We start from the raw sequence: 13,901 nt of genomic DNA, 5'->3' as shown, positions 1-13,901 counted from the left end.
TCCGAGCGACGAAAGTTCCATGACTGCCCTGACGCTTGCCGACATCCTGACCGCCCGCCGAACGATCGCGGGCACGGTGACCTACACGCCGCTGATCCCGTCGCTGTTCCTGGCTGACACGGTTGGCAGCGACTTTCTGCTCAAGCTCGAGACCACCCAGCCGGTCGGCGCCTTCAAGCTGCGCGGCGCGGTCAATGCTGTCTTCAACCTGCCCGCGGGTACCCGAGGCGTCACCTGCTGTTCGACCGGCAATCATGGGCGCGGCGTTGCCTTCGCGGCGCGGGCGCGCGGCATCAGGGCGGTGATCTGCATGTCGTCGCTGGTGCCGCAAACCAAGGTCGACGGCATCCGCGCGCTGGGGGCCGAGGTCAGGATCGTCGGCAGGAGCCAGGACGACGCGTTGGCCGAAAGCCAGCGGTTGTGCGAGGCCGAAGGCCTGACCGAGATATCGCCCTTCGACGATCCTTATGTGATCGCCGGCCAGGGCACGATCGGGCTCGAAATTCTGGAGCAGCGCCCCGACATCGCGACCATCCTCGTTCCGCTTTCCGGCGGCGGGCTCGCCGGCGGCGTGGGCGCAGCCGCGAAGACGATCAACCCGTCGATCCGGGTCGTCGGCATTTCCATGGACCGCGGCGCAGCCATGCACGCCTCGCTGGCGGCGGGCAAGCCGGTCGAGGTCGAGGAGGTGGCGAGCCTTGCCGATTCGCTTGGCGGCGGTATCGGCCTCGACAACAAGCTTTCCTTCCAGCTTTGCCGCGACCATCTCGACGACGTTATCCTGGTCACCGAGGAGGAAATCTACCGGGCCATGCAGGTCCATTACTACGAGGATCGGCTGGTCTGCGAAGGCGCCAGCGCCGTCGGCGCCGCAGCCGCACTGGCCGGAAAGCTGGACGGGCTCGACGGGCCGGTCGCCACGATCATCACCGGCCGCAATGTCGACATGCGAGCCTATACCAGCATCGTCAACGGCGCCGACGTGACGCTCGGTGCGATCACGGTCACGGGAACGGCTTATGGCAGATGACATCACCATCCTGACCGAGGCGGAACTGCGCCGGGCGGTGCGCCTCGACCTCGAAGCGGTCGCCGTCGTCGAGCAGGCCTTTGCCGCCCTTGCGTCTGGCAAGGTGGTGATGCCACCGATCCTGTCGATGGCGATCCCGGCCGCCAATGGCGAAGTCGACGTCAAGACCGCCTACATTCCGGGCTTCGACGGTTTCGCGATCAAGGTCAGCCCGGGCTTTTTCGACAATCCGAAGCTTGGCCTGCCCAGCCTCAACGGTCTGATGATCCTTTTTTCTGCAAAGACCGGGCTGGTCGACGCGCTGCTGCTCGACAACGGCTATCTCACCGACGTCAGGACCGCTGCCGCCGGCGCGGTCGCGGCCAAGCACCTGGCGCCGGCCGACGTTGCGACCGCCGGTGTTATCGGCGCCGGCGTGCAGGCGCGCCTGCAGATCGAGGCGGCGCGGCTGGTGCGGCCGTTCGGCCGCGTCCTGGTCTGGGCCCGCGATGGCGCAAAAGCTGCCGCCTGCGCCTCGGACATCACGGCAACGCTCGGCATCGAGGCGCGTGCCGAAAGCGATCCGGCGCGTCTCGTCGCCGAATCACAGCTTGTCGTCACGACCACGCCGGCCGAGGAGCCGGTGCTCAAGGCTGACTGGCTGCATCCGGGCCTTCATGTTACCGCCATGGGCTCCGACCAGGCCGGCAAGAACGAGATCGATCCCCGGGCGCTTGTCGAGGCCGGGCTCTATGTCGCCGATCGCGTCAGCCAGTGCGAAAAACTTGGCGAATTGCGCAGTGCGATCGCGATGGGCCTATGGAAAGGCGGCACGCCGCCGGAACTCGGCGAGATCGTCTCCGGCTCCAAACCGGGCAGGGTGAGTGAGGATCAGGTGACGATCTGCGACCTGACCGGTACTGGCGCCCAGGACACGGCGATCGCCACCTTCGCGATGGCCGCGGCGCGCCAGGCCGGGGCCGGGTCGGTTATCTCGACGTGATCCCTGGGATGTCGTGGCGATCCACATGCTGAAGCTCGACGACCGCGACCTGAAGATTCTTGCCATCCTGCGTGAGGAAGGCAGGATTTCGAAATCCGAGCTCGCCAGGCGGGTCAATCTGACGGCTGCGCCGTGCTGGGAGCGGCTGAAGCGGCTCGAACAGGCCGGCATCATCACCGGCTACCGGGCCGAGGTGGCGCTGAAGAAGATCACGCCGCATGTCGTGGTCTTCATGGCGGCGGAGCTCGAGCACCACCGGGCCGAGAATTTCCAGGTATTTGAGCGCGCCGTCGGCCGGCATGACGAGGTTGTCGCTTGCTGGGCCGTCGGCGGCGGGTTCGACTACATCCTGCAGATTATCGCGCGCGACATCGACGCTTACCAGCGTCTGGTCGACGACCTGCTCGATGCCAAGGTCGGGCTGGCGCGCTATTTCACCTATGTGGTGACCAAGCAGGTCAAGCTGTCAGCGAAACTTCCCCTGTCCGAACTCGTTGACCTGCCAACAGAAAAAGAATGATCGGGCCGCTGCGGCAAGTTTGGAAGAACCATCTTCGCGAGGCCGTCCAAACCAAAGAAAATTTGGCGCTGTCGGCGCGATCTTCACGGCAGGTCCGAACCGAGGAGATTCGCCCCCATGAACGCCATCGCCATGTTTCAGAAAACGTCGCTATCCGCTTTGCGCGATCCGCGCCTTTTCCGCGAGTTCGCCTATGTCGACGGCGCCTGGACCGCCGGTTCTGCGACCGAAACCATTGATGTCAGCGACCCCTCGGACGGCCGCCGCGTCGGCGCCGTGCCGGCACTGACGGCAACCGACGTTGACGTGGCCATCGACGCCGCGCATCGCGCCTTCGCCGCCTGGTCGGCAGCGCTGCCGCAGGCGCGTTCTGCGATCCTGCGGCGCTGGTTCGAACTGATCGTTGAGGCGCGCGAGGACCTCGCCCATCTCATGGTCGAGGAGCAGGGCAAGCCGATTTCCGAAGCGCTCGGCGAGATCGACTACGCCGCCTCCTTCATCGAGTTCTACGCCGAGGAGGCGAAACGCGTGAATGTCGAGAGCGTGACCTCGCATCTGGCAAGGGCTGAGATGTCCGTCATCCGCCAGCCGAGCGGAGTCGCAGCGCTCATCACGCCGTGGAACTTTCCCTCCGCCATGCTGACGCGCAAGGCAGCCGCCGCGCTCGCCGCCGGCTGCACGATTGTCGCGCATCCGTCGTCGGAGACGCCCTTTTCGGCGCTGGCGCTGGCCGAACTTGCCGAGCGCGCCGGCATGCCCGCCGGCGTCTTCAACGTGTTGACCGGCCGCGCCGCCAACGTGGTCGGCGCCATGACCGCCTCGCCTCTGGTGCGGGTCGTCTCCTTCACCGGCTCGACCGAGATCGGCCGGCTGCTTTACGCCCAGTCGGCGCCGACGGTGAAGCGCCTCGTCATGGAGCTCGGCGGCCACGCGCCCTTCATCGCCTTTGCCGACTGCGATTTCGACCGCGCCGTCGACCGTGCTGTCAGCGCCAAGTTCGCGACCTCGGGCCAGGACTGCCTTGCGGCCAACCGTTTCTACATCGAACGGCCGATCTACGAGCGCTTCGTCGCCGCATTCGCCGAACGCGTGAGCGTCATGCGCGTCGGGGCGGGGCTCAGCGATCCCGACATCGGCCCGCTCATCAATGCCCGTGCGGTCGCCAAGCAGGCCCAGCATGTCGCCGATGCGCTGTCGCATGGCGCTCGGCTCGTGACCGGCGGCAAGGCGCACGCGGCAGGCGAGAACTTCTTCGAGCCCACGGTTCTGGCCGATGTAGACGACGCGGCGCTGATTATGCGCGAGGAGACCTTCGGTCCCGTCGCCGCCTTCCAGCCCTTCGACTGCGAGCAGGAGGTGGTCGCCAAGGCCAACGCCGCCGAGACCGGGCTCGTCGCCTACCTCCACACCGAGGACAATGGCCGCAGCGCGCGGCTGTCGCGCCAGCTCGAATTCGGCATGGTCGCGATCAATCGCACCAAGATCACCGGCGCGCCGGTGCCGTTCGGCGGCGTCAAGCAGGCCGGGCTCGGCCGCGAAGGCTCACGCCACGGCATGGAAGCCTTCACCGAGATCAAGTACATCTGCCGCGAAGCCGACTGAGGCGCCGATGCATCGCAACCCGTTTTCCGACGAGGAACTGGCCGGCCGCGTGGCGAAGCTGCGCGCCGGCATGGACGAGCGCGGCCTTGATGCAGCACTCGTCTCTACGCCGGAAAACATCTTCTACCTGACCGGCCTCGACCATTGGGGCTATTTCGCGCCGCACCTGCTGATCGTGCCGGCCGAGGGCGACATGATGCTCGTCACGCGCGCCATGGAGCGGGTTTCGATCGACCGCTATGTGCGCAATGCTCGCTTCGAGGGTCACACCGATTCAGAGTCCGCCGCCGACCTCGCCGTCAGGGTGTTCCGCGACCGCTTCCATGCGCGCGACCGCTCGCTCGCGGTCGCCGAGGTGGTGCGCGAGGAGGTGTCGGATCTCGGCGTGAAGTCGTCCGTCGGCGTCGAGACCTGGTCGGCCGGGTTCAGCTTCGGCTTCGGCAACGCCCTGCGCGACACGCTTCCGGACGTCGAATGGCGCGACATCACCGGCCTCGTCGACGAGATGCGGCTGGTGAAGTCGCCGGCCGAGCAGGCGCTGATGCGCGCGGCGGCGCGGGTCACCGACGCCGCGGTCGAGGCCGCGGTGGCGGCGATCAGCGACGGCGCGGCCGAGCGCGACGTGGTCGCCGAATGTCACGCGGCGATGATCCGCGCCGGCGGCGACGCACCGGGCTTCGGGCCGTTCATCCGCCCCGGCGCGCGGCTCGGCGAGGAGCACACGACCTGGGGCGACGGCCAATACAGCGCCGGCGAGCCGGTGTTCCTGGAACTTTCCGGCTGCGTGGCCCGCTACCACGCGCCGATCGGCCGGCTCGTCCACGTCGGCAGCATAAGCGACGAGGATGCCGCCATGGCCGAGACGGCCAAGGCCGCCTTCAACGCCGTGGTCGGCGCGCTGGAACCCGGGCAACGCGCCTCCGACGTCTACGCCGCTTGGCAGGGCGTGGTGGACGCGGCCGGACTTTCGCATTATCGCCGGCATCATTGCGGCTATGCGGTCGGCATCGGCGTGCCGCCATCATGGACCGGCGGCAACCGCGTCACCGGCCTGCGCGCCGACAGCGATATGGAGATCAGGGCCGGGATGAGTTTCCACGTGCTCTCCTGGCTGATGGGGACGGGCAAGGGCGACTACTTTCTGTCGAACCCGGTGCTTTTGACCGACAAGGGGGCCGAGATCCTGACCGAGACGGATTTCGGCCCGATCGTGAAATAGGAGAGAACGCGATGCTGAGAAACGACATGCTCGACCAGTGGGACCGCGAGCATTTCTTCCATCCCTCGACCCATCTCGCCCAGCATGCGCGCGGCGAGACACCGAACCGCATCGTTGCGGGCGGCAAGGGCGTCTTCATCGAGGATCGTGACGGCAACAAACTGCTGGACGCCTTCGCCGGACTCTATTGCGTCAATGCGGGCTACGGCCGGCTCGAGATCGCCGAGGCGATCGCCGAGCAGGCGAAGGAACTCGCCTACTACCATGCCTATGTCGGCCACGGCACCGAGGCCTCGATCACGCTGGCCAAGATGGTGCTGGAGCGCGCGCCGAAAGGCATGTCGAAAGTCTATTTCGGCCTCGGCGGTTCGGACGCCAATGAGACCAACGTCAAGCTTGTCTGGTATTACAACAACATCCTCGGCCGGCCGGAAAAGAAGAAGATCATCTCGCGCTGGCGCGGCTATCACGGCTCGGGCCTCGTCACCGGCTCGCTGACCGGGCTGGAGCTCTTCCACAAGAAGTTCGACCTGCCGCTCGATCGCATCCTGCACACCGAGGCGCCGTATTATTACCGCCGCCCGGACGCGGCGATGAGCGAAGCGGATTTCGTCGCCCATTGCGTTTCGGAACTGGAAAAGCTGATCGCCCGCGAAGGTGCCGACACGATCGCTGCCTTCATCGGCGAGCCGGTGCTTGGCACCGGCGGCATCGTGCCGCCGCCGGCCGGCTACTGGGAGGCGATCCAGAAGGTGCTTCAAAAGCACGACATCCTTCTGATCGCCGACGAGGTGGTGACCGGCTTCGGCCGGCTTGGCACGATGATGGGCTCGGACCACTACGGGCTGAAGCCAGACATCATTACCATCGCCAAGGGGCTGACGTCGGCCTATGCGCCGCTGTCGGGCTCGATCGTCGGCGACAAGGTCTGGAAGGTGCTCGAGCAGGGAACCGACGAGAACGGCCCGATCGGCCATGGCTGGACCTATTCGGCGCATCCGATCGGTGCTGCGGCCGGCATCGCCAACCTCAAGCTGATCGACAGCCTCGGCCTCGTCGCCAATGCCGGTGAGACTGGCGGCTACCTCAACAAGGCGATGAAGGATGTGCTCGGCGGCCAAGACCATGTCGGCGACGTGCGCGGCGAAGGCATGCTGGTTGCGCTCGAGTTCGTCGCCGACAGGCAAAAACGCGCCTTCTTCGACCCGTCGAAGAAGGTCGGGCCGTCGGTGGCGGCCGCCCTGCTGAAGCGCGGCGTCATCGCTCGCGCCATGCCGCAGGGCGATATCCTCGGCTTCGCGCCGCCGCTCTGCCTCACCCGCGCCGAGGCCGACCAGATCGTGTCGGCGACGGCCGAGGCGGTAAAGGAAGTGCTTGGCTGACCGCCTTGGGGAGCGCGGCGGGAAAAATCGTCCCCCACGCTCCCCGTCTCTGAGAATCCTGTTCCCATCTTGGCGCCCGCGCGAGCCCGGCTTTGCCTGAAATGCCGGGTGCGATGACCTATCTTTAGGCCATCGTCATCTGGAAGCATGTGACATGGATTTCGTCCCTCTCATCGACACGCTGGGTGAGCGCGGTGCCGCGATCGCCGGCGGCGCCGTCATCGGCGCCCTGTTCGGCTTCGTTGCCCAGCGCAGTGCGTTCTGCACGCGCTCAGCGGTGCTCGACCTGACGCGTCACCGTGACCTCAAGGCGCTGGCGACCTGGGCGGCGGGCTTTGCCGCGGCGATCCTCGGCGTCCAGCTCTTGCTCGCGACCGGCCGGCTCGATGTCATCGAGACCCGTTTCTTCTCCACCGCGCAGAGCCTTTCCGGCGCGCTGATCGGCGGCGGCCTGTTCGGCGTCGGCATGGTTTTGGCGCGCGGCTGCGTTTCGCGCCTCCTGGTGCTGACCGCTTCCGGCAACCTGCGGGCGCTCTATTCGTCGCTGGTCGTCGCTATCGTCGGGCTTGCCACCTACAGCGGCGTTCTGGTGCCGCTGCGCGACACGATCGGCGGCCTCTGGAGCACGAGCCAGGTCGGCGGCAACGACATCCTCGCCCATGTCGGGCTTTCGCAGCAATTCGGTGTCGCCCTTGGCGACATGCTGGCGCTCGCCGCAGCCTTTCTTGCGGTGCGGTCGCGCCTGTCGGTCTGGCGCGTTCTCGGCGGCATCGGTGTCGGCCTCGCGGTCGTAGCCGGCTGGTGGTTCACCTACACGCTGTCGCTGCAGGTTTTCGATCCGATCCAGGCCGAAAGCCTTTCCTTTATCCGCCCGCTCGCGACCAGCGGCGAACTGGCATTTGCCGGTGCCGACGGTCCGGGCCTCGACCAGGGTGTCCTCGCTGGCACGCTTGTCGGCGCCTTGGTGGCAGCGCTTCTGTTCCGCGACTTCCGCATCGCCACCTTTGCCGAACCGGGCACGCCCTCTGTACTGCGCTACACGGCGGGCGCCGTGCTGATGGGTTTCGGCGGCATTCTCGCCGTCGGCTGCACCATCGGCGCCGGCTTCACCGGCGGCTCGGTGCTGGCGCTCTCCTCGGTGACGGGTCTTCTCGCGATGGGCGGCGGCGCCGCCATTGCCGACCGGCTGATCGACGGTCGGCAGGCGACGCGCATCCCCAGTGCCAGGGTCGCGCCGGCCGAGTAGCCTTGGCAATGGCGGGCCGGCGGGCCCGCCATCTCATTCGCTGCAGCGTTTCAGCCGAACATGTCGGCCGTGATGCCTGAATACCAGCCGATCGATTCCTCGTAGGTCGCCTTGCGCAAAGCCACGTCCTCGTCCGGCTGGCTGATGAAGCTTGTCACCGAGGTGATCTTGCCGTCCTGCGGCTCGTACTGGGCGCCGACCTTCACGCCGTCGTCGGTCTCGATCAGCGACCAGCAGGTGTTGGAGTATTTCGCCGGAAACACCTTGGAGTCGGTCAGATCGCCGCGCACGTTCATGGCGGCGATCTTGGCCTGGCTGTTGGCGGAGAAGCCGGATTTCGGCATGTCGCCGGCAATGGATGCGTCGCCGATCACGTAGATCGCCTCGTCCATGGTCGAGCGCATGGTCGCCGCGTCGATCGGGCAGAAGCCGCTGTCATTGGCCAGCCCATCGGCGATCGCGCCGGCCTTTTGCGCCGGAATGATGTTGAGCAGGGCGCCCTTGAACGTGTCGAGGTCCGTCTCGATCGTGCCGGCAGCGACATCGACAGACTTGATGCCGCCATGCACGTCCGGTCCGTACCATTCGACCATGCCCGGATAGTACTTTTCCCAGCCGGGCTGGAACAGGCCCTGCTTGGAGAATTTGTCTTTAGGGTCGATGATGATGACCTTGGAATTGGTGTAACCCTTTGCCTTCAGCACATGCGCCATCATCGAGGCGCGCTCGTAAGGGCCGGGCGGGCAGCGGAACGGGTTGGGCGGCGCCACCATGACAACGTTCTGGCCGTCCTCGACCGCATCCAGTTTCGCCTTCAGCAATTCCGTCTGCGGCCCCGCCTGCCAGGCATGCGGCGCGACATCGGCGGCCTCCTCGGAGTAGCCCGGCACCGAATCCCAGAGCAGGTCGATGCCGGGCGAAAGCACCAGCCGGTCATAGGGAATCGAGGTGCCGTCGGCCATGGTGACGGTTTTCGCCGCCCGGTCGACCGCTGTCGCCATGCCGGTCACCTTGGTGATGCCGTAGGCGGAGACCAGCGTATCGTAGCTGTGGGTGATCGACCGGAAGTCGCGGAAACCGCCGAGATAGAGATTGGAGAAGAAGCAGGTGGTGAAGGTCTCGCTATTCTCCACCAACGTCACGTCGATGCCGCCGTCGGAATCCCTGGCGATGTATTTGGCCGCGGTCGCGCCACCAGCGCCGCCGCCGATCACCACCACCTTCGGCTTGTCCTGCGCCCGCAGGTAGCTCGGCATGGCGAGGCCGGCGGCGCCTGCCGCAAGGGCCGTTGTAAATTGCCTTCTCGTCAATCTGGTCATGGTTTCCTCCCAAATGAGCCAGCCTGATCTTCAGAAAATAGCTAGGGTTCGAGCCCGGCGAAATAGGCGGCCAGCGCGGCGATCTCCTCTTCGTCCAGGCGCGCCGTCATCAGCTTCATGACCTCGTTACCGCGTATGCCGAGCTTGTACTCGACAAGGGCACGCACCGCGTAGTCGACCGACAGTCCGGTAATGGGTGGAATGCCGTCGGAAGCACCCGAGCGCTGGTGACACGTGACGCATTCGCCACCCAGATATTCACCATAGGCTGGGTCGCCATCGAGCGACAAGATATCGGAGGTCAGGCGTTCGACCTCGGCCGCTGCCGCCCCGTCCGCTGTCGTTGTTGCAAGTGAAGTGCGGGCGGGGGCAAGGGTCATTGCTGCTACGAGGAGCAAGGTCCATGGCATGCGCTTGACAAGGCCGCTTTTCGTCATGGCGCGCCCCTAGGACCCCGTCGCGTCAGTCGATGGCGCCGCCACCCTCGTCATCGCCTTCGGCGTCCGGGGTGACATCAAGCACCGCAGCATGCTGCACGATCTCCGCCTTGCCCGGCCTGCAGTCGCTCATGCATGGCTCCGCCGCCTTTGCGTAGGCCGGTTCGGCCTCACGGTCGTCGCCCACGAACCCGTCTTCGTTCGGCAGCCGGATGGTTCCGAAGTTCTCCCGGCTGAGTTCGAATTCCTCGTCGGTCACGACATCGTTCAAATATAGCACATAGGCGGTCAGCGCGTAGACGTCGTCGTCCGACAGCGAGCGCGCATTGCCGAACGGCATCGCGCGGCGCACGTAGTCGTAGACCGTCGACAGATACGGCCAGTAGGAGCCGACCGTCTTGACCGGCCGCTCGCGGGTCAGGGTGTCGTAGCCGCCGGCCAGCACCGGCCAGCGCCCTATCGCCTCGCCGAAATCACCATGGCAGGCCGCGCACTGCTCGGTATAGATCGCCTCACCCTGCATCACCGTGCCGCTGCCCGCCGGCAGCCCGGTCCCGTCGGGACGGACATCGATGTCCCAGGCGGCGATCTCAGCTTCGGTGGCCGGTCGCCCGAGATGGAAGGTCCCGTGCGACGCGATCCTGGCTGCCGCCGGCGCGGGCTTTGCCGGCGCTTCGGCCTTCTTGGTGCCTTCGTCCTTGGGGGGAGCCGCCGGCGCGGACGGCGTGTCGACGCCGGCTTCCTCGTTTGCGGAAAACGTCTTCAGATAGGCCGCCAGGTCGGCGATCTCCTCGGGCTTCTTCATGCCTGGAAACGCCATCTTGGTGCCTTTCACAAAGGCGCGCGGGCTGGTCATGTATTGGGCGAAGGTCTCGTCCTGCCAGACAAGGCCTTCCTCGCCGGCCTTGGTCATTGCCGGGGAGTAGCGATAGCCCTCCGCCGTACCCGCGGTGCGTCCGAAAAGCTCGTTGAGATGCGGGCCGACCCGGTGCTTGGCGCCATCACCGACGGTGTGGCAGGCCTTGCACTTGGCGAACAGCTTTTCGCCGGCGTCGACGTCCTGCGCGGCAGCCAGCGACGGCGCCAGAAGCAGCGTGACCAGCGCTGCGAGGCTAGGAAATCTCGACATTCTCGACCACTCCGTCCTTTGCCACATGCCAGGTCTGGATGCCGTTGTTGTGATAGATGGAGTTCTCGCCGCGCGCCGCGCGCAGCGCGTCCTTGGTCGGCTGCACGACCCCGGCCTCGTCGATCGCACGCGACTGCAGGAACAGGTCCGAGCCGTCCCAGTCGAATTCGTGGTAGAAGCGGTGCAACGCCATGGGCAGGCTCGGCCCGTCGATCCGTGCCGTCGTCCAGTTGCGGCCGCCGTCGACCGTCACGTCGACCCGCTTGATCGTTCCGGCGCCCGACCAGGCCAGTCCAGTGACGACCATGCGGCCCTTGCCGTGGGTCACCGGCGCCTGCGGGCTCGGGCTGGTGATGACCGACTTCACATCCATCGTCCAGGTGAAGCGGCGCGCCTTGCCGCTGGCGAGAAGGTCGGTGTATTTCGAGGTCTCCTCGCGCAGGTGCCAGGGCTTGTCCCCGACCTCGATGCGGCGCAGCCATTTCACCCACATATTGCCTTCCCAGCCCGGCACCACGAGGCGCAGCGGGTAGCCCTGCTCGGGACGCAGCGCCTCGCCGTTCATCCGGAACGCCACCAGGCAGTCGTCGAGCGCCTTTTCGAGCGGGATCGAACGTGACATCGCCGAGGCATCGGCGCCTTCCGGCATCACCCAGGCGGCGCTTCCCCTGATGCCGGCCTCTTCCAGCAAATGCCGCAGCCGCACGCCCGTGTACATGACGCAATGCACCATGCCGTGCGTGTACTGGCAGCCATTGAGTTGTGCGCCGCGCCACTCCATGCCCGAATTGGCGGCGCATTCGAGGAAGTAGATGCGGTTTTCGCGTGGGAAGCGCATCAGGTCGGCCATGGTGAAGACGAGCGGGGTGTCGACCAGGCCGTGGATCATCAGACGGTGCATGGCCGGATCGATCTCGGCGATGCCGGCATGGTGACGCTCGAAGCAGAGCCCGTTCGGCGTGATGATGCCGTCAAGCTCGTGCAGCGGCGTGAAGTTCACCGAGGAGATCGGATCGGCGGTTAGCCAGGGAACGCTGCGGCGCACCACATGCGCCTCGTATTGCGAGGGCGCGCCGTAGGGGCGGACGTCGACGCCGTCGCCTGGATAGCGGTTCCAGTCCTGGATTTCGGTGATTGCCGGGTCGCCGCCGGCGCGCGCCGCCGCTGCCGAGGCGGCGAGTGCCGTTCCGGCGGCAAGCCCGCCGGTGATGAAGTTTCGCCGCGTTGGTCTGTCGGTCATGGGTCCGGTTCCACTCCGGATATCTATCGTTATATATGAATTTATCTATATATCAGACGGCCGGTCCTGTCCAACGGAATCCGAGATTGCGAACTCAGTTGGCCACGGTGACGTGGCGGTTGTGCTCGAGGCGGACGACAGGGTTGTTGGCGAGATATTGCTCGACGATCTCCCAGATCGGCGGGCCTTCAGTCGCTTCGTTGACCGAGGCCCACCCGGCGACGACGTAGTCGCGCGCGGGCTCGATCGGTTCGCCGGTCTTCAGAAGCGTCATGCCGGAGATGCGGCTGCCGATTTCCTGCTCGGGATCGATGGTGTAGGCCATGCCGCCGACACGCACCATGTCGCCGCCCTGCTGGTAGTAGGGGTCCTTGTTGAACAGGTTGTCGGCGACATCCTCGAGGATCGCATGCAGCATCTCGCCGCTCATTGTCGAGCGGTAGGCGGCCGCGTAGGTCATGGCGCAGGCATTGTGCAGGTCCTCGACCGTGATCGTGTCGCCCGGCAGCAGGGAGGTCCCCCAGCGGAAGCCGGGCGACAGCGCGATGTCGGCCTCACGCACGTCGATCAGCGCCTGGCAGATCAGGTCGTCGAAGCTGCCGTTGAAATTGCCGCGGCGGTAGAGCAGCGTCTCCGTGGTCGCCAGCTTGCGCGCAAGCTCGGCCTCGTAGGGTTCGCGCAGCCTGGTGATCAGCGCGTCCATTTCCGGATCCGGCGAAATCACGTCGGCAAAGACAGGGATCAGCCGGTGACGGAAACCCTTGAGCGTGCCGTCGCGAACATCGAGGTCGAGGCGGGTGACGAACTTGCCGTGCGAGCCGCTGGCGATCAGCAGGGTCGAGCCGACCTTCACCGGCTCGGGCAGGGCGTCGTGCGTGTGGCCGGTGAGGATGACGTCGATGCCCTCGACGCGCGAGGCGAGCGCGCGGTCGACGTCGAAGCCGTTATGCGACAAAAGCACGACGAGGTCGGCACCCTCCGCCCGCGCGGTTCCGACATTGGCGATGACGTCCTCCTCCCGGATGCCGAACGACCAGTTCGGGAACATCCAGCGCGGATTGGCGATCGGCGTGTAGGGGAAGGCCTGGCCGATGACGGCGATCCTGGCGCCGCCGCGCTCAAACATCCTGTATGCCTCGAAGGCCGGCTCGTTCCACTCCGCGTCGTAGATGTTGCCGCCGAGGAACGGGAACGGCAGCGCCTCGATGATCTCGCTCACGCGCTCGGCGCCGTAGGTGAATTCCCAGTGCCCGGTCATGGCGTCGGGGGCGAGCGCGTTCATCGCTTCGACCATGTCCTGACCATTGGTCTTGAGCGAGGTGTAGCTGCCCTGCCAGGTGTCGCCGCCGTCAAGCAGCAGCATGCTGTCGCCGCGCTCGGCGCGGATGCGCTTGACGATGGTGGCGATGCGGTCGAGCCCGCCCATGCGGCCGTAGGTCCCGGCGAGTGCGGCAAAATCCTCCGACGTCAGCGCGTAGGCGTGCGGGCTGCCCGGCGCGATGTCGTAGAGCTTCAGGAAATCGGCGCCGGTGACGTGCGGCGGCAGGCCCTCGACCGCGCCGACGCCAATATTTTCCGAGGGTTCGCGGAAATAGACGGGGCGCAGCTGGGCGTGGATGTCGGTCAGATGTACCAGGGTCACATTGCCGAAGCTTTCGAAGTCGAGCAGCGCATCCTCGGTCAGCGTCTGCTGGGCGGCTGCGCGCGACCAGCGGCCGACAAGGCCGGGTCCGGCAACCGCCGAGAGCGCGGCCGTCGCCATCAGAAACTCACGTCTGGAAATCATTGTCCACCC

The 13,901-nt window shown here is 66.2% G+C and carries 12 protein-coding genes; 7 read left to right on the top strand and 5 right to left on the bottom strand.

Annotation, left to right across the window (positions count from 1 at the left end):
- The first annotated feature begins 19 nt into the window (after positions 1-19).
- From eutB to FQ775_RS13760, 7 genes are all read left to right on the top strand, one after another.
- Positions 20-1,030: a hydroxyectoine utilization dehydratase EutB gene (gene eutB, locus FQ775_RS13790; RefSeq protein WP_146301293.1), complete on the top strand. Its 1,011-nt coding sequence runs from the start codon at positions 20-22 to the stop codon at positions 1,028-1,030.
- Entirely contained in the window at positions 1,020-2,012 is a 993-nt protein-coding gene (locus FQ775_RS13785) for a cyclodeaminase (RefSeq protein WP_146301292.1), read from the top strand. Before eutB ends, FQ775_RS13785 begins: the two co-directional genes overlap by 11 nt.
- A gap of 25 nt (positions 2,013-2,037) precedes the next feature.
- Positions 2,038-2,532: an Lrp/AsnC family transcriptional regulator gene (locus tag FQ775_RS13780; protein ID WP_146301291.1), complete on the top strand. Its 495-nt coding sequence runs from the start codon at positions 2,038-2,040 to the stop codon at positions 2,530-2,532.
- A 117-nt stretch (positions 2,533-2,649) separates the two neighbouring features.
- Positions 2,650-4,134, top strand: coding sequence for an NAD-dependent succinate-semialdehyde dehydrogenase (locus FQ775_RS13775; RefSeq protein WP_146301290.1), 1,485 nt, complete (start codon positions 2,650-2,652; stop codon positions 4,132-4,134).
- A gap of 7 nt (positions 4,135-4,141) precedes the next feature.
- Positions 4,142-5,353, top strand: coding sequence for a M24 family metallopeptidase (locus FQ775_RS13770; RefSeq protein ID WP_146301289.1), 1,212 nt, complete (start codon positions 4,142-4,144; stop codon positions 5,351-5,353).
- 11 nt (positions 5,354-5,364) lie between these two features.
- Positions 5,365-6,735, top strand: coding sequence for an aspartate aminotransferase family protein (locus tag FQ775_RS13765; protein ID WP_146301288.1), 1,371 nt, complete (start codon positions 5,365-5,367; stop codon positions 6,733-6,735).
- Between the two features lie 154 nt (positions 6,736-6,889).
- Positions 6,890-7,981 carry a YeeE/YedE family protein gene (locus FQ775_RS13760; RefSeq protein WP_146301287.1) on the top strand — a complete coding sequence of 364 codons (1,092 nt, stop codon included), beginning with the start codon at positions 6,890-6,892 and terminating at the stop codon, positions 7,979-7,981.
- Between the two features lie 50 nt (positions 7,982-8,031).
- Here the strand turns inward: FQ775_RS13760 and FQ775_RS13755 are convergent, their stop codons facing one another.
- The 5 genes from FQ775_RS13755 to soxB form a co-directional block, all read right to left on the bottom strand.
- Positions 8,032-9,300, bottom strand: coding sequence for an NAD(P)/FAD-dependent oxidoreductase (locus FQ775_RS13755; protein ID WP_146301286.1), 1,269 nt, complete (start codon positions 9,298-9,300; stop codon positions 8,032-8,034).
- 41 nt (positions 9,301-9,341) lie between these two features.
- Positions 9,342-9,737 carry a c-type cytochrome gene (locus tag FQ775_RS13750; RefSeq protein WP_146301285.1) on the bottom strand — a complete coding sequence of 132 codons (396 nt, stop codon included), beginning with the start codon at positions 9,735-9,737 and terminating at the stop codon, positions 9,342-9,344.
- 25 nt (positions 9,738-9,762) lie between these two features.
- Complete coding sequence (locus FQ775_RS13745; RefSeq protein WP_146301284.1) at positions 9,763-10,866, bottom strand: c-type cytochrome; 1,104 nt, start codon at positions 10,864-10,866, stop codon at positions 9,763-9,765.
- A complete protein-coding gene (gene soxC / locus FQ775_RS13740) occupies positions 10,850-12,106 on the bottom strand; it encodes a sulfite dehydrogenase (RefSeq protein WP_146301283.1) in 1,257 nt (418 codons plus the stop codon). The genes FQ775_RS13745 and soxC overlap by 17 nt, the downstream gene beginning before the upstream one ends.
- Before the next feature lie 94 nt (positions 12,107-12,200).
- Positions 12,201-13,892: a thiosulfohydrolase SoxB gene (gene soxB / locus FQ775_RS13735; RefSeq protein ID WP_146301282.1), complete on the bottom strand. Its 1,692-nt coding sequence runs from the start codon at positions 13,890-13,892 to the stop codon at positions 12,201-12,203.
- Between the last annotated feature and the right edge of the window lie 9 nt (positions 13,893-13,901).

The organism is Nitratireductor mangrovi (assembly GCF_007922615.2).
Taxonomy (GTDB): domain Bacteria; phylum Pseudomonadota; class Alphaproteobacteria; order Rhizobiales; family Rhizobiaceae; genus Mangrovimarina; species Mangrovimarina mangrovi.
The sequence above is the reverse complement of the archived record's forward strand: the minus strand, read 5'-3'. Positions and strand labels throughout refer to the sequence as shown.